Source organism: Stenotrophomonas sp. INTA L402-1 (genome assembly GCF_059295135.1).
Window position 1 is genome coordinate 15952 of the sequence record NZ_JCAFWP010000011.1, and the last position, 14902, is coordinate 30853.

Genomic DNA, 14902 nt, shown 5'->3' on the forward strand with positions numbered 1-14902 from the left:
CATGTCGGCCTGGCAGCAGCGGCAGCACCTGCAACAGGCGATTGCACGCCAGCCGGGCGACTTCGTCGCCTGGGTGATGCTGGCGGACCTGGAACTGGAAGCCGGCGACATCGCCGCCGGCGAGCAGGCCGCGCGCCGTGCACTGCAGCTGCGCCCGAACCACCCTGAAGCGCTGGCGCGGCTGGGCCGCGTGGCCTGGATGGCCGGCGCGCATGCCGATGCGGCGAAACTGCTCGGCCAGGCCTCGGCGTTGGCCCCGCAGCACCCGGGCATTGCCCTGTGGCTGGGCCATGCGCTGGAAGATGCCGATGATGCCGAAGGCGCGGCGGCAGCCTATCGCCGTGCGCATGCACTGATGCCGGGCGAACCCTATATCGCCGCCCAGCGCCTGGCCTGGCAGCGTCGCCTGTGCGACTGGCAGGACGTGGACGCGCTGGCGGTACAGGTACGTGGTGCACTTGCCTCTGGGCAGGGCGTGGTCGAACCGTTCGCGTTCCTCAGCGAAGATGCCAGCGCAGCCGAGCAGTTGGCCTGCGCGCGTGCCCGTGCATCCGCCGTTGCCACTTCAGTGCGGCCGTTGCCGCCAGTGAAGGTGCGTTCCCAGGGCCCGCTGCGGGTCGGCTTCCTTTCCAATGGTTTCGGCGCCCATCCCACCGGATTGTTGACCGTGGCCCTGTTCGAGCAGTTGCGTCGTGACCCGGCGTTGCAGCTGCACCTGTTCGCGTTGAACCACGATGACGGCAGCCGCATCCGCCAGCGCCTGCAGGTGGCCACGCAGCTGCATGATGTGGCCGCGCTGCGCCATGCAGACACTGCTGCACGCATCCGCGCACAGGGCATCGACCTGCTGTTCGACCTGCGCGGCTGGGGCGGCGGCGGTACGCCGGAAGTGCTGGCGATGCGCCCTGCCCCGCTGCAGTTGAACTGGCTGGCCTATCCCGGCACGTCCGGTGCGCCGTGGATGGATGCGGTGATCGGCGACAGCTTCGTTCTGCCGCCGTCACTGGAAGCCCACTACAGCGAGCGCGTACTGCGCCTGCCGCGTGCGTTCCAGCCCTCGGACAACACCCGCTTGCTCGAACCGGCACCGTCCCGGGCCGAGTGCGGCCTGCCCGAACAGGGCGTGGTGTTCTGCTGCTTCAACAACAGCTACAAGCTCAATCCACGCAGCATGGGCCGCGCCTTCGCGGTGCTGCAGGCGGTGCCCGGCAGCGTGCTGTGGCTGCTGTCCGGTCCCGGCCAGGCCGACGCCCGCCTGCGCACCGCCGCGCAGGCTGCCGGCCTGGACCCGGCCCGCCTGGTGTTCATGGCCAAGCTGCCACATCCGCAGTACCTGGCTCGCTATCCGCTGGCCGACCTGTTCCTCGACACGCATCCGTACAACGCACACACCACCGCCTCCGATGCGCTGTGGGCCGGCTGCCCGGTACTGACCTGCCCGGGCGACACCTTCGCCGCGCGCGTGGCCGGCAGCCTCAATCACCATCTGGGGCTGGCACGGATGAATGTCGCCGACGATGCGGCATTCATCGCCACCGCCAGCGTGCTGGGCAACGACCCGGCAGCACTGGCAGCGTTGCACGCCGAGCTGGCGCAGGCACGCGAGCGCAGTGGATTGTTCGACATGGCCAGCTTCGCCCGCGACCTGTCGGCGCTGCTGCAGCGACTGGCCGGCGAGCATGGCTGGCAGGGCCTCGACATCGCCTGAGCGATCCCTGCGCTACGCTCGGGCTCCCTCCCCGCGTGGTGTGATGATGGCCAAGCTCAAGCGCAAGGACTACGACGAATTGCTGCTGCCGCTGCAGCTGGAACTGACCGCGATGGCGCGCTGGGTGCAGCACAGCGGGCAACGCCTGCTGGTGCTGTTCGAAGGCCGAGATACCGCAGGCAAAGGCGGCGCGATCCAGGCCATCAGCCAGCACCTCAACCCGCGTCAATGCCGGGTGGTGGCACTGCCCAAGCCGACCGACCGCGAAGCCACGCAGTGGTATTTCCAGCGCTACGCCTCGCACCTTCCGGCCGCCGGCGAGATCGTGCTGATGGACCGCAGCTGGTACAACCGTGCCGGCGTGGAGCGGGTGATGGGCTACTGCAGCGAAACCGAGTACCAGCAGTTCCTGCATCAGGCGCCGGTATTCGAGCAACTGCTGGTGGACGACGGCATCCTGCTGTTCAAGTACTGGCTGTGCGTGGATCAGGAACAGCAGGAAAAACGCTTCGCCGAGCGCCACCTCGATCCGCTGAAGGGCTGGAAGCTCTCCCCGGTGGACCTGAAATCCCGCAGCAAGTACAGCGCCTACACCGAGGCCCGCGAGGCGATGCTGCGCGCGACGCATCGCGAGGCGGCACCGTGGACGCTGGTGGATTTCAACGACCAGCGGTTGGGCCGGCTGACGCTGGTGCGCAACCTGCTGGACCGGTTGCCGGACACGCGGGTGGATGCGCCGTTGCCGGAGCTGCCGAAGCTGAAGGGCAAGCTGCATCGCGAGCACTACGATGTACTGAAGCCGATCGAGGAGTTCCCGGTCGAAGATTAGGGTGGGTCGGCAGGGCTGCGCCCTGCACCTGCAGAGGCCAGAGCAACAGCAACAGCGGGTATTCCGTGGGGTGGTGGGGCGGTGTCGGAGTGCGGGGACGCCGCAACCGGCCCCACCCCGCCATCCCTCAGGAGACCCGCCTTTGCTTCGGCTGTTGCCGTTGCTGTTGCTCTGGCCTCCACGGGTGCAGGGCCGCAGGCCCTGCCGACCAACCCACTACTTTGCGCTGGCGATCTGCTTTTCGATGTCGGCGGCCGTCACTGGGCCGAGGAAGGTGTGCGCCAGCTTGCCCTGCGGATCCAGCAGATGCGTCAACGGCAGGCCTCGCGGCGTGGCGAAGTCCGCCGGCGGATCGAACGGGTCCACGATCACGATCGGATAGGTCACCGGGTGCTTGGTCAGGAACGACTGCATCTCCGGCACCTCGATATCCTCATAGGCCAAGCCAACCACCTCGATGTTGCTACGCATCGCATGCAGGGCCGACAGCTCCGGCATCTCCTTGCGGCACGGGGCACACCAGGTCGCCCAGAAATTCACGATCACCCACTTGCCGCGGTGCGCGGCCAGGTCGTAGTCGCTGCCATCCACCGCCTTCATCCTCAGCGTCGGGAACTCGGCAGTGGTGCGCTCGGCCGGGGTCTCTTCGACCGGTGCCGGTGTGGTCGGCGTCGGTGCCTGTGCTGGCGGCTGGCTGCTGGCGGGGGTCGGCTCCTGGGCCGGTTTGCAGGCCGACAGCGCCAGCAACAGGGCCAGCGGGAGCAGCAACGGGGTCTTGCGGGTCATGGCATGTCTCCGGAATCGGTGTAGATATCGCTGACCTTGCGCTTGAGGCGTTCGCGCAGGGGCAGTCGCAGATCGTCCAGTGCCGCCAGCGCAGCACGGCCCAGTGTGTCGTCGCGGTATGGCAGATGCTGCTCGGCTACCGGAATGCGCAACTGGGTACATTCGTACAGATCGGCCAGGCTGACCTGGTCCAGGTCGCGCGAGAGCAGCCATTCGCCACGTTCATCGCGGCGCAGCAGGCCGATCTCCTGCAGGTTGCAGGCCAGGTCCTGCAGCAGCGAATCGGTCAGCATCGGCTCCAGCCGCAGGATTTCATCATCGGCCAGGCCCTTGCCCTTGGCTCGGGCATGGTGGAAGCGGCCGAGCAGGCGCAGCAGGCCATAGAACTCGTAGCCCTGCGGCAGGCGCAGTTCCACCGGCTGGTAGCGGAAGGCGGCCATCGACGAGGACAGCGACGCGCCCAGCAGCACCGCCACCCAGCACAGGTAGATCCACAGCAGCAGGATCGGCACGAAGGCGACCGTGCCGTAGAGCTTCTGGTAGGACTGGAAGCTGCCCAGGTAGGCGCCGATGCCCCACTTCACCAGTTCCAGGATGACCGCCGCGAGAATCGCGCCGGGCACCGCGTGCCGCCATTTCACGGTGTGGTGCGGCACCACCCGGAACATCAGCGTGATGCAGACGAACTCGATCAGGATCGGCGCCAGCCGCAGCGCGAACTCGGCCAGCCAGCGGCCCTCCTGGGTGCCGAACAGTGGCATCGCGAACACCCGCGCCGACACCGCCAGCGAAGCGGCAGCGAGCATTGCGCCCAGGGTCAGCACGGTCCAGTAGACCAGGAAGCGGGTCAGCTTGGGCCGGGTCGAGCCGACCCGCCAGATCTGGTTGAAGGTCTCTTCAACGCTGTTGAGGGTGATCAGCAACGAGACCACCAGTGCGATGAAGCCGGCAGCCGTGAGCTGGCCGGCACTGGCCGAGAACTGCCGCAGGTAGCCTTCGGCCGCACGCGCGGCGTTGGGCACGAAGTTGGAGAAGACGTAATCGCTGAGCTGGTCGCTCCAGCGGTCGAAGACAGGGAAGGCCGAGAGCACGCCGAACACCACGATGGCCAGCGGCACCAGCGCGAACACCGTGGTGTACGCGAGCGCCGCCGCCGCCTGGAACAGGCGGTCGTCGAGGAAGCGATGCCACAGGAAGCGGCCGAAACTGATGGCCCGTGCGCGATCCCGCGCGCGCTCCATCCACAGGTTGAGCGTATCCAAAGGTTCCATCGGCGAAAGGGTACCCGATGCGGAATGCTCGCAGGATAGCCATACTGGTGGCCACACGACGAGGAGAAGCGGGCACGATGGGCGAGATTCTGGTGCTGTACTACAGCCGGGGCGGTTCAGTGGCACGGCTGGCGCGCCAGATCGCGCGGGGCATCGGCGAAGTGCCGGGCATGACCGCGCGCCTGCGCACAGTGCCGCCGGTGGCCGCCGTGACCCAGACCGCACAACCTCCGGTCCCCGACGATGGTGCCCCCTACGTGAGCGTGCAGGACCTGGTCGAATGCCAGGGCCTGCTGCTTGGCAGCCCCACCCGCTTCGGCAACATGGCGGCGCCGGTCAAGCACTTCCTCGACGGGCTGGGCGCCGAATGGGTCAACGGCACCCTCTCCGGCAAGCCGGCCGGCGTGTTCACCTCCACCGCCTCGATGCATGGCGGCCAGGAATCGACCCTGCTGTCGATGCAGGTGCCGCTGCTGCACCATGGCTGCGTGATCGTCGGCATCCCGTTCACCGAGCCGGCGCTGAGCCACACCACCAGTGGCGGCACGCCGTATGGCGCCAGCCATGTGGCCGGTGCAGCCGACGACCCGCAGCCGACCGACGATGAAGCCGTGCTGGCGCGCGCGCTGGGCCGCCGGGTGGCCGACATCGCGCAGCGGTTGGCCCGATGAGCGCCGCGCCGCGCACGGCCCTGCTGCTGGCCCTGATGGGGCTGGCCGCGCTGTTCGCCGGCTGGTTCATCAATGACAAGCACTGGCTGGCCACCCAGCTGGTGTTCACCGCGCCGCCGCTGGCGTTGGCCGTTGCCCTGCGACTGGGCTGGCGCAAGGCCGGTTTCTGGGCCTCGGTGCTGGCCCTGGGCTGGTTCAGCCACGGGGTGATGAGTGCCTGGAGCCACCCGGAAACACGCTGGCTGGCGCTGATCGAGATCGCGCTGGCCCTGCTGGTGATCTTCAGCGCCAGCCTCCCCGGGCTGCGCGCCCGCTTCGGCAAGCGACGCTGACGCTGCGCCCGCCGGGCCGTATCATCTGTGTTCCTGGCCCCGCGCCGCTGTACCTGTCCTGGTTTCGCGCATGCACATGATGGAAGAGCTCCTGGTCGTCACCACCGGTGGCACGATCGACAAGATCTACTTCGACGACAAGTCGGACTACCAGATCGGCGACCCCCAGATCGGCATGATCCTGCGCGAGCTGGGCGTGACGTTCCGCTTCAACGTGATTCCGATCCTGCGCAAGGATTCGCTGCACATCAACGATGAGGACCGCGAACTGATCCGCGCCACCATCGCCGCGCAGCCGACCCGCCACGTGCTGGTGACCCACGGCACCGATTCGATGGTGCAGACCGGCCAGGTGCTGGCGACGATCCCGGACAAGACCATCGTGATGACCGGCGCGCTGAGCCCGGCGCGTTTCCGCGGCTCGGATGCGGAGTTCAACATCGGCTGCGCGATCGGTGCGGTGCAGTCGCTGCCGAGCGGCGTGTACATCGCGATGAACGGGCGGATTTTCGACCCGCAGCACGTGCGCAAGAACGTGGCCGCGAACCGCTTCGAATCGGTGTGAGGAACAGCGTGCCGACCAAGGTCGGCACCCACCACGACGCGGCGGCTCGTATCACCGCGCGTCCCCATGCAAAAACGCCCCGGCCGGAGCCGGGGCGTGCCCATGGAGAGGGGCTTGGGCTCAGTACTGGGCGTTGAGAGTCAGGCCCGAGAAGGTGCTGTAGGCCTTCACCCGCACATACCACGTGCCGGCAGCCGGACTGTTGATGGTGCAGGTCTCGCTGTTGCCGCTCAGGTACGGGCGGCAGGTGTAGGCGGTATCGGTCGGGGCACTGCCCTGGCGCACGTACAGGTCGGCATCACCGCTGCCGCCACTGATCGCCACGCGCAGCTGGGTGCTGCCGGCCGGAACGTTCACGGTGTAACTCAGCGAAGCGCCGCTGGCAGCGCCGAGGCCGGTGACCGGAACGTTGTTCTGCAGCACGTTGCCACCCGGGTTCGGGCCGCCACCGTTGATCGCCGCAGCCACGGCCGCGTCGGCGTCGATGATGCCGGCGCCGCAGCCGCCCGAGCAGGCGCCCGGCAGCGGACGTGCAGTGCTCTTGATGATGCTCTCCACCTGCGCCGGGCTCAGCGGGCTCGGGGCTACGGACTGCATCAGCGCGACCACGCCGGCCACGTGCGGTGCCGCCATCGAGGTGCCGTTGTACGAAGCGTAGCTGGCACTGCCCGGGGTGGTGGTGCCGCTGTTGAGGGTGGACAGGATGCCCTGGCCCGGTGCCGAGATGTCGATGCCGTTGCCATAGTTGGAGAAGCTGGCACGCGCACCGGCCGAGGTGGTGGCCGCCACTGCGATCACGTTCGGGCAGTTGGCCGGCACCGACGAGGACACGTTGGTGTTGCTGTTGCCGGCGGCGACCACCACGGTGGTGCCACGCCCGACAGCGCCATTGATCGCGTTCTGGTAGGTGGTCGAGCAGCTGCCGCCGCCGCCCAGCGAGAGGTTGATGACCTCGGCCGGATTGGCATTGGCCGGCACGCCGCTGACGCTGCCGCCGGACGCCCACACGATCGCGTCGGCAATGTCGGAGGTGTAACCGCCGCACTTGCCGAGCACGCGCACCGGCACGACCTTGGCGTTGAACGCAGTACCTGCCACGCCGGTGCTGTTGTTGGTCACCGCCGCTACCGTGCCGGCCACGTGGGTACCGTGCCAGCTGGAGTTCGAACCCGGGTAGCCCGCCTGGCACTCGTTGTCGCCGTACCAGTCGCCTTCATCGTTCGGGTTGTTGTCGCGGCCGTTGCCGTCGCGCGCCATCGCCGCGTCGCTGATGAAGTCATAGCCGGGCAGGATGTTGGCGTTGAGATCGGCATGGTTGGTGATGCCGGTATCGATCACAGCGACCACGACGCCGGTGCCGGTGGCCTTGTCCCAGGCCGGCCGGATGTTGATGCCGGCATTGGAGGTGCCGAAGCCCCATTGCTCGCTGAAGCGGGTGTCGTTCGGGGTCAGCGTGGCACGCATGATCTGGTCGACTTCAACGTATTCCACGTTCGGGTCGGCGGCCAGCTTGCGCATCAGCTGCTCGGATTCGGCCTGGTCGAGCGGACGATCGGTCTTGACCAGGGTCGGGCCGACGGCCAGCTTGCGGACCTGCTGCAGGCCCAGCGCGCGGCCCTGGCTGCTGGCCAGGCCGGCGGCGGCGCTCTTCAGCGAAGAGGCCAGTGCGGTGGTGTTGGCCACCGGCGCGCTGCCGTCGCGGTACTTCACGATGAAACGCTGGTGGGTCTGTGCGGACTGCAGGCCGCTGAGCTGGACATCACCGGCCAGCGCAGGCGTGGCCAGCAGCAGCGATGACAGAACGGACGCACCAAGGACCACCCACACTCGACGCACACGCGGTTGCGTTACCTGGGACATCGTATTTCCCTTTCTTGTGGTGTGAATGCCGGAATCGGCAGAAGCACCGGCCCGAACCCTGGGCTGGCTTGCGTTGGCGAGGTTCGAAGTCCGGCGAGCCAGCGGATCCCCCTAACGATCCGCCGTGCAGATGACGCTAATGACCAAAACCGGACACCACAAGATTTTCAGCGTCTTTTCAGCAAGATGAAATGTTCGTTCTGAGACTTTTTGGGTCGAGGGTTTGTGAAGGTGAAGGAACTTTCTCCTGCCCTGCACGCACCTGACTGGGTCATCACGTGTCCTGCGATGACTTTGCCGACATCGGCGTCCACGGCTCACACCGACGACCGCACGGCGCACCTGCCCGCCGCGTCGGACGCGCTGACTACTTGGCCCGCGGAACGCCCGCTGGCCGGATCCGCTGACCTTTGACCGGCTCGCCGCGTGCAACTGGCTGGTCATCGGCCACATAACCGGAGAACTGTGCCGGCAGCGCTTCGCCGACACCGAACACGGGCCCGGCCTGCAGCTGGTAGTGCAGGTGCGGTTGGGAGGAGTTGCCGCTGTTGCCGCAGTCACCGAGATGCGCGCCGCTGCGGACAGCCTGTCCCTGCGCCACACGCACACTGCCCTGGCGCAGGTGCGCCAGCACCGAGTATTCCTCGTTGCCGTGGTCGACGATGACGCGGTTGCCGGTGAGCTGGGCGGCATTCATCTGGCCCGGCACGTTGTCGGCGACACCCTCGATCACCTCCACCACCGTGCCGTCGGCGGGCGCGAGGATCGGGCGACCGAAGCAGTAGTAATCATCGTTGCGCAGGCCATCGCCACGGTGCGAGCGGCCATCGCGGACCACCAGCAGATCCAGCGCGAAGCGCTGGCCGGCATGCGCCGCATGGTAGTTCTGTTCGACGGTACGCCCGCCCCAGAACACGAAGTACTCATCATCGAACGGCAGTTGCAGCCGTGTGCGGGTCTGGTAGTCGAGGAACCCGCTCGCTGCGGCCTGCGGCGGCGTGGTCTGTAGCGGGCGGATGTAGAAGCCGCCAATCCGCCCGTCGGCATCGATGGCCCACAGCACCTGGATCAGGTCCGGGCTCCTGGCGAAGCGCGCCTGCCGCAGATAGGTGTCGAATCCATCAACCTTCTCGACCTTCTCACTGACCAGCTCGGTTTCTGCGCCCCAGCCCGCCAGCACCTGCTCGCGCAGCGCCACCAGGTTCTGCGGGGACTGCAGCCCCGCCTGCATCTGCGGCGTCATCCGTTCCCACAGGGCGTCGATGTGCCCTTCGTAGAACTGCGTGGTCAGCGCAGCTCCCTGTTGGCGCGGATCTGCGGCCGCGGCCGCGCCGATGAGGGCAGAGAAGGAAACAACCAGAACTGCAAACAGGCGCGGGAGCAATGTCATGTCAGGCGTCCTTTCGATCCGGATCGGGAATGCCGGCAACGATCGCCGCCAGCTGCGTGCGGTACTCGGCCAGGGCAGTGCGGCCCATCGGCGTCAACTGCAGGGTGGTCAATGGGCGCTTGCCGCGGAACGACTTGTCGATTGCGACCAGCCCTGCCGCTTCAAGCTTGCTCAGATGGCTGGAGAGGTTGCCCTTGCTCAACCCGCTGAGATGTTCGACAAAGCCGAACTCGGCCGATTCGGCACCTGCCAGGATCGACAGGATCAGCAGGCGTGCCGGCTCGTGGATCAAGCGGTCGAGCTGGAGCAGCGCTCTGGAGTCAGGCAGCTGGGTCATTCGGCGTTCGTCCGCGCCGCCATGAACGCGCGCATCTCTACCTGCAGCCGGTGGAAGCGCTGGTGGTCACGCCAGCCGACCACGATCAGTGCGATGGATGCCAGCGGGAACACCGCCGTGCTCGGGCCGAAGCCATACGTCTGCCCGGTGAAGGCCAGCGCGGCCTGGCACAACAGGAACACGCCCACGATGAACTCCAGCGGTGTACGCAGCCAGCGCCACACCACCCAGGGCAGCAGCGCTACCACGGCCAGGTAACCGATGGCGCGCAGGTCCCAGGGCAGCTCGCCCATCGGCGCCAGCCGGGTCAGCACGCTGCCGATCACCAGCACGCTTACCAGCGCGGTGAAGGCAATGAAGAAGCGCTGGAAATTGCGCTCGACCGGCGTGACCTGCTCCTCGACCTGGCCCAGCCGCTGGTAGTAACGGCGTGCCAGCCATTGCTTGCCGACGATCCACAGCACCGGCACGGCAATCAGCACGATGCGCAGCGCCAGGGTGGTCGGCAGCAGCGCGCCGGTAAGGAACGAGGCCAGGCAGGCAATGCCGCCTGCCATCGCCGACAGGCCCCCGGCACTTCGCGAGTACCGCGAATATTCACGGGTCAGCGCCTGCAGGCGCGAGGAAGGATCAATGACGGACGGCTGCTGCATGACACGCTCCATCGGGGTCGCTTGAATTTAGTTTGCATCGCAAACCTATTTGCGTCAAGCGCCCGCCTGCTGCGGTCGACGGGCGGGCCCACAACGCAGAAAGCCCGTCACTGGGACGGGCTTTCAAGAAGCGCCGCCGGGCATGGCCCGGCGCTACCGGTTCAACGCGGGCGATCAGCCCAGCTTGACCAGCCAGTTGTGGCGGTCCGGCAGGCGGCCGTACTGGATGTCGGTCAGTTCCTTGCGCAGCGACATGGTCACTTCGCCGGCCGGGGCGTTGATGTCGCCCACCGAGAAGCCTTCGCCCTTCAGCTGGCCGATCGGGGTGACCACCGCAGCGGTACCGCAGGCGAACACTTCGGCGATCTCGCCCGAGGTCACACCCTGCTTCCACTCATCGATGGTGACCTTGCGCTCTTCGACCTTCATGCCGCGGTCGCGGGCCAGCTGCAGGATGCTCTCGCGGGTGATGCCTTCGAGGATGCTGCCGGACAGCTGCGGGGTAACCAGCGTGCCGTCCTTGTAGACCAGGAACACGTTCATGCCACCCAGTTCTTCCAGGTACTTGCCTTCGACCGGGTCGAGGAACAGCACCTGCGAGCAGCCCTGTGCCTGTGCCTTCTGCTGCGGCAGCAGCGAGGCGGCGTAGTTGCCACCGCACTTTGCGGCACCGGTGCCACCCTTGGCCGCACGTGCGTACTCGGTCGACAGCCAGATCGACACCGGGGCGACGCCCTTGGCGAAGTACGGGCCGGCCGGGCTGGCGATCACGTAGTAGCCGGCCTTGTGCGCGCCGCGCACGCCGAGGAAAGCTTCGTCGCCGATCATGAACGGACGGAAGTACAGGCTCGACTCATCGGCCGACGGCACCCAGGCGCTGTCGACGGCGATCAGCTGCTTCAGCGATTCGACGAAGATCTCCACCGGCAGTTCCGGCAGCGCCAGGCGCTGCGCCGAACGCTGCAGGCGACGGCCGTTGGCATCCGGGCGGAAGGTCCAGATCGAACCGTCGGCATGGCGGTAGGCCTTGATGCCCTCGAAGATTTCCTGGCCGTAGTGCAGCACGGCCGCGGCCGGGTCCAGCTGCAGCGGGCCATAGGCGCGCACGTTGGCGTTGTGCCAGCCGGTGTCCTTGTCCCAGCGCACTTCCACCATGTGGTCGGTGAAGTGCAGGCCGAAACCCGGCTTCTCCAGGATCTGGGCGCGCTCTTCAGCGCTGCGCGGGTGGTCCGAACGGGTGACGGCGAAGCTGGGAATGGACTGGGACACCGGAGATTTCCTGTTCTGGTTGCGGGTAATGCCCGGCCCGCGTCACTGCGGGCCGTGGGTCAAAGCATGCCGGTCTCGAGCCGGGCCGCCTCGGACATCATGTGCTGGTTCCACGGCGGGTCGAACACCAGGTCGACGTCGGCCTCGGCCACCGTCGGGATCATTTCGAGCTTGCTGCGCACGTCGTCGACCAGGATCTCGCCCATGCCGCAGCCCGGTGCGGTCAGGGTCATCTTCACGTCGATCTCGCGCTTGCCTTCGTCCAGGTGCTTGATCTCGACCTCGTAGACCAGGCCCAGTTCGACGATGTTCACCGGAATTTCCGGATCAAAGCAGGTACGCAGCTGCTGCCACACCAGCTGTTCCACCTGTTCATCGGTGGCGTCGGCCGGCAGCTCGAGCGGTGCCGGTGCCTCCTTGCCGATGGCGTCGCCGTCCTTGCCGGCGATGCGGAACAGGTTGCCCTCGACGAACACCGAATAACTGCCACCCAGCGCCTGGGTGATGTACCCATAGCTGCCGGCGGGCAGGGTCACAGTGTCGCCCTGCGGGACCATCACGGCCTCGCAATCGCGTTCGAAGTGGACAGGTTCGCTGCTACGGGAATACATGGGGACCGATATGGGGCCGTGGCCAAGGCCACGCAAGACGGCATTCTAGCCCAGCCGCCCTGCCGCCGCCGGTGCACTGCGGCAAACCACAGTATCCTGTGGGTGATCTTCAGGGAGCTTCGATGTCCTCCAATGCCGCGCGTGCCAGGACCGTGACCTGGCTCTGGCCCATCATGCTGTTGCTGGGTCTGCTTGTTGCTCCCCTCGCCTGGATGATGCTGGCGCTGATGACCGGCCGGCAGGTCGGCTGGATGGCGGTACTGACCGCCCTGGAACTGGTGTTCATGCTGCGCATGGGCACGCTGGGCCCGGGCCGGCTGCGCATCGCCCTGGTCGTGCTGGGCACCGTGCTGGTGGCGGCCGTGGCCAACTGGGCCATCGCCAGCGCGTGGATGGGCGGCTCGATCGGGCTGGACCTGTGGGACGCCACCCTGCGGATGGGCCCGCACCTGGCCTGGACCCTGATCACCCTCGCCAACGGCGCGATGGAATGGCTTTGGCTGGCCCTGGGCCTGGCCGTGGGCGCCTGGCTGGCGCGCTGACCCACCGGCAGGTAGTGCCGGCCGTTGGCCGGCAGAAGCGTGCGGACCAAGGTCCGCACCTACCCGATGCAACCACCACGCATGGATTCGGTAGTGCCGGCCGCTGGCCGGCAGAAGCGTGCGGACCAAGGTCCGCACCTACCAGATGCAACCACCACGCATGGATTCGGTAGTGCCGGCCGCTGGCCGGCAAATGCGTGCGGACCAAGGTCCGCACCTACCGGGCGCAGCCGCCGCTCAATGCCCGCCGTCGAGCGCCTTCAGTTCGCTCACCAGCGAGGCCGCCGCTTCCGCACCATCGCCGTACAGCATGCGGGTGTTGTCGGCGTAGAACAGCGCATTCTCGATGCCGGCAAAACCGGTGCCCTTGCCGCGCTTGATCACCACCACGTTGCGCGCGTTGACCACATCCAGCACCGGCATGCCGTAGATCGGGCTGGCCGGGTCGGTACGTGCCACCGGATTGACCACGTCGTTGGCACCGATCACCAGCACCACATCGGTGTTGGCAAATTCCGGGTTGATGTCGTCCATGTCGGCGATCAGGTCGTAGGGCACACCCGCTTCGGCCAGCAGCACGTTCATGTGCCCAGGCATGCGCCCCGCCACCGGGTGGATCGCGAACTTCACCTTCACCCCGCGCTGGCCCAACCGCTGCGCCAGCTCCCAGATCTTGTGCTGGGCCTGCGCCACCGCCATGCCATAACCGGGCACGATCACCACGCGTTCGGCGTAGGCCATCATCGCCGCGACGTCCGACGCTTCAATCGGCTTCTGCGCGCCAGTGATCGCCTGCGCTTCCCCGCCGGCACCGCCGCCGAAGTTGGAGAACAGCACGTTGCGGATCGGCCGGTTCATCGCCTTGGCCATCAGCCGGGTCAGCAGGATGCCCGCCGCGCCGACCATCATGCCGGCGATGATCAGCGCCTCGTTGCCCAGCACGTAACCTTCGAACGACACCGCCAGGCCGGTGAACGCGTTGTACAGCGAGATCACCACCGGCATGTCAGCGCCACCGATCGGCAGCGTCATCAGCACGCCCAGTGCCAGCGCCAGCACGAAGAAGGCGACGATCGCCCAGGTGTTGAGCGTGCTGGCCGCGATGATCGCCAGCACCACCACCGCCAGTGCCACCAGCAGGTTCATCACCTGCTGGCCCGGCCAGGTCACCCGCTTGTCCAGGCGGCCATCGAGCTTGGCCCAGGCAATCACCGAGCCGGACAGCGACACCGCACCGATGGCCGCGCCGACCACCGCCAGCAGCAGCACCATGCCCGAGGGTTGGCGGGCAGCGAGGTCGGCCAGCGCCTGTGCGCTCCAGTGGCTGGTATCACGGTTGGCGAGGAAGGCGTAGCGCAGCAGTTCCACTGCACCGATGGCCGCGGCCGAGCCGCCGCCCATGCCGTTGTACAGCGCCACCATCTGCGGCATGTCGGTGATGGCAACCTTGCCGGCCGACCACCAGGCCAGGCCCGCGCCAAGCAGCAGCGCCACCAGGATCAGCGGCACGTTGTGCAGTTCGGGCAGGAAGAAAGTCGCCACCGTGGCCAGCAGCATGCCCAGCCCGGCCCAGCGGATGCCGCTGCGCGCGGTCAGCGGCGAGGCCATGCGCTGCAGGCCCAGCAGGAACAGCGTGGCGGCGACGAGGTAGCTGGCCTTGACCAGCCAATCGAGCAGTTCGACGGTGCTGATGTTCAAGCCTGCGGCTCCTTCGGCTCGTCCTTGCCGCCCTTGGGCGCGCTCGGCTTGAACATTTCCAGCATGCGCGCGGTGACCACGTAGCCACCGGCGGCGTTGCCGGCACCAAGCACCACGGCGAGGAAGCCCAGAGCTTTCTCCAGCGGTGTCTGCGCGTGCCCCAGCACCACCATTGCACCGATCAGCACGATGCCGTGGATGAAGTTGGAGCCCGACATCAGCGGGGTATGCAGGATCACCGGCACCCGCGAAATGATCACGTGGCCGGCAATGGCTGCCAGCATGAAGATGTACAGCGCTACGAACCCGTCACTCACCGGCAACGCTCCTGCTCTGTCTTCGTCGTCCCATCATAACCATGGGCTGAACCCGGTGCGCGC

16 protein-coding genes are annotated in these 14902 nt (G+C 67.2%); 6 read left to right on the forward strand and 10 right to left on the reverse strand.

From position 1 onward, the window contains the following. The first annotated feature begins 1 nt into the window (after nucleotide 1). Nucleotides 2-1708 carry an O-linked N-acetylglucosamine transferase, SPINDLY family protein gene (locus AC5O77_RS08495; protein ID WP_494506672.1) on the forward strand — a complete coding sequence of 569 codons (1707 nt, stop codon included), beginning with the start codon at nucleotides 2-4 and terminating at the stop codon, nucleotides 1706-1708. Between the two features lie 46 nt (nucleotides 1709-1754). Beyond that, nucleotides 1755-2537, forward strand: coding sequence for a polyphosphate kinase 2 (gene ppk2 / locus AC5O77_RS08500; protein WP_032130438.1), 783 nt, complete (start codon nucleotides 1755-1757; stop codon nucleotides 2535-2537). A 216-nt stretch (nucleotides 2538-2753) separates the two neighbouring features. Here ppk2 and AC5O77_RS08505 read toward each other — a convergent pair whose 3' ends face one another. Further along, a complete protein-coding gene (locus AC5O77_RS08505) occupies nucleotides 2754-3323 on the reverse strand; it encodes a TlpA family protein disulfide reductase (protein ID WP_121504922.1) in 570 nt (189 codons plus the stop codon). Next, nucleotides 3320-4594, reverse strand: a complete 1275-nt coding sequence (locus AC5O77_RS08510; protein ID WP_032130426.1) for a YihY family inner membrane protein — start codon at nucleotides 4592-4594, stop codon at nucleotides 3320-3322. The genes AC5O77_RS08505 and AC5O77_RS08510 overlap by 4 nt, the downstream gene beginning before the upstream one ends. A gap of 77 nt (nucleotides 4595-4671) precedes the next feature. Between AC5O77_RS08510 and wrbA the strand changes: the two genes are divergently transcribed. From wrbA to AC5O77_RS08525, 3 genes are all read left to right on the forward strand, one after another. Then, on the forward strand, nucleotides 4672-5265 hold the full coding sequence (wrbA, locus tag AC5O77_RS08515; protein WP_012510135.1) for an NAD(P)H:quinone oxidoreductase: 594 nt from the start codon (nucleotides 4672-4674) through the stop codon (nucleotides 5263-5265). Next, entirely contained in the window at nucleotides 5262-5597 is a 336-nt protein-coding gene (locus AC5O77_RS08520) for a DUF2069 domain-containing protein (RefSeq protein WP_049422884.1), read from the forward strand. The genes wrbA and AC5O77_RS08520 overlap by 4 nt, the downstream gene beginning before the upstream one ends. Before the next feature lie 79 nt (nucleotides 5598-5676). Further along, entirely contained in the window at nucleotides 5677-6162 is a 486-nt protein-coding gene (locus AC5O77_RS08525) for an asparaginase domain-containing protein (RefSeq protein ID WP_032130424.1), read from the forward strand. A gap of 120 nt (nucleotides 6163-6282) precedes the next feature. On the opposite strand, the gene AC5O77_RS08530 is transcribed toward AC5O77_RS08525, so the two are convergent. The 6 genes from AC5O77_RS08530 to sufT form a co-directional block, all read right to left on the reverse strand. Further along, a complete protein-coding gene (locus AC5O77_RS08530; protein ID WP_004144921.1) occupies nucleotides 6283-8022 on the reverse strand; it encodes a S8 family peptidase in 1740 nt (579 codons plus the stop codon). 367 nt (nucleotides 8023-8389) lie between these two features. Continuing rightward, nucleotides 8390-9412 (reverse strand): M23 family metallopeptidase, encoded by a 1023-nt coding sequence (locus tag AC5O77_RS08535; RefSeq protein WP_494506673.1) that lies wholly within the window; start codon nucleotides 9410-9412, stop codon nucleotides 8390-8392. Nucleotide 9413: 1 nt separating this feature from the next. Further along, nucleotides 9414-9749 carry a transcriptional regulator gene (locus AC5O77_RS08540; RefSeq protein WP_012510131.1) on the reverse strand — a complete coding sequence of 112 codons (336 nt, stop codon included), beginning with the start codon at nucleotides 9747-9749 and terminating at the stop codon, nucleotides 9414-9416. Continuing rightward, nucleotides 9746-10402 (reverse strand): hypothetical protein, encoded by a 657-nt coding sequence (locus AC5O77_RS08545; RefSeq protein WP_478057617.1) that lies wholly within the window; start codon nucleotides 10400-10402, stop codon nucleotides 9746-9748. Before AC5O77_RS08545 ends, AC5O77_RS08540 begins: the two co-directional genes overlap by 4 nt. A gap of 174 nt (nucleotides 10403-10576) precedes the next feature. After that, nucleotides 10577-11671: a branched-chain amino acid aminotransferase gene (locus tag AC5O77_RS08550; RefSeq protein ID WP_004144913.1), complete on the reverse strand. Its 1095-nt coding sequence runs from the start codon at nucleotides 11669-11671 to the stop codon at nucleotides 10577-10579. Between the two features lie 59 nt (nucleotides 11672-11730). Then, nucleotides 11731-12282: a putative Fe-S cluster assembly protein SufT gene (gene sufT / locus AC5O77_RS08555; RefSeq protein ID WP_005415385.1), complete on the reverse strand. Its 552-nt coding sequence runs from the start codon at nucleotides 12280-12282 to the stop codon at nucleotides 11731-11733. A 122-nt stretch (nucleotides 12283-12404) separates the two neighbouring features. Between sufT and AC5O77_RS08560 the strand changes: the two genes are divergently transcribed. Further along, a complete protein-coding gene (locus AC5O77_RS08560) occupies nucleotides 12405-12824 on the forward strand; it encodes a hypothetical protein (RefSeq protein ID WP_049399978.1) in 420 nt (139 codons plus the stop codon). A 237-nt stretch (nucleotides 12825-13061) separates the two neighbouring features. Here the strand turns inward: AC5O77_RS08560 and AC5O77_RS08565 are convergent, their stop codons facing one another. Both AC5O77_RS08565 and AC5O77_RS08570 read right to left on the reverse strand, forming a co-directional pair. Further along, on the reverse strand, nucleotides 13062-14522 hold the full coding sequence (locus AC5O77_RS08565; RefSeq protein ID WP_032130084.1) for an NAD(P)(+) transhydrogenase (Re/Si-specific) subunit beta: 1461 nt from the start codon (nucleotides 14520-14522) through the stop codon (nucleotides 13062-13064). Beyond that, nucleotides 14519-14839, reverse strand: a complete 321-nt coding sequence (locus AC5O77_RS08570; protein ID WP_005408173.1) for an NAD(P) transhydrogenase subunit alpha part 2 — start codon at nucleotides 14837-14839, stop codon at nucleotides 14519-14521. Before AC5O77_RS08570 ends, AC5O77_RS08565 begins: the two co-directional genes overlap by 4 nt. Between the last annotated feature and the right edge of the window lie 63 nt (nucleotides 14840-14902).

Excerpts from the sequence above, each read along its gene's own strand:
- AC5O77_RS08495 (WP_494506672.1), top strand. The coding sequence starts at position 2 with ATGTCGGCCTGGCAGCAGCGGCAGCACCTGCAACAGGCGATTGCACGC.
- ppk2 (WP_032130438.1), top strand. The coding sequence starts at position 1,755 with ATGGCCAAGCTCAAGCGCAAGGACTACGACGAATTGCTGCTGCCGCTG.
- AC5O77_RS08505 (WP_121504922.1), bottom strand. The coding sequence starts at position 3,323 with ATGACCCGCAAGACCCCGTTGCTGCTCCCGCTGGCCCTGTTGCTGGCG.
- AC5O77_RS08510 (WP_032130426.1), bottom strand. The coding sequence starts at position 4,594 with ATGGAACCTTTGGATACGCTCAACCTGTGGATGGAGCGCGCGCGGGAT.
- wrbA (WP_012510135.1), top strand. The coding sequence starts at position 4,672 with ATGGGCGAGATTCTGGTGCTGTACTACAGCCGGGGCGGTTCAGTGGCA.
- AC5O77_RS08520 (WP_049422884.1), top strand. The coding sequence starts at position 5,262 with ATGAGCGCCGCGCCGCGCACGGCCCTGCTGCTGGCCCTGATGGGGCTG.
- AC5O77_RS08525 (WP_032130424.1), top strand. The coding sequence starts at position 5,677 with ATGGAAGAGCTCCTGGTCGTCACCACCGGTGGCACGATCGACAAGATC.
- AC5O77_RS08530 (WP_004144921.1), bottom strand. The coding sequence starts at position 8,022 with ATGTCCCAGGTAACGCAACCGCGTGTGCGTCGAGTGTGGGTGGTCCTT.
- AC5O77_RS08535 (WP_494506673.1), bottom strand. The coding sequence starts at position 9,412 with ATGACATTGCTCCCGCGCCTGTTTGCAGTTCTGGTTGTTTCCTTCTCT.
- AC5O77_RS08540 (WP_012510131.1), bottom strand. The coding sequence starts at position 9,749 with ATGACCCAGCTGCCTGACTCCAGAGCGCTGCTCCAGCTCGACCGCTTG.
- AC5O77_RS08545 (WP_478057617.1), bottom strand. The coding sequence starts at position 10,402 with ATGCAGCAGCCGTCCGTCATTGATCCTTCCTCGCGCCTGCAGGCGCTG.
- sufT (WP_005415385.1), bottom strand. The coding sequence starts at position 12,282 with ATGTATTCCCGTAGCAGCGAACCTGTCCACTTCGAACGCGATTGCGAG.
- AC5O77_RS08560 (WP_049399978.1), top strand. The coding sequence starts at position 12,405 with ATGTCCTCCAATGCCGCGCGTGCCAGGACCGTGACCTGGCTCTGGCCC.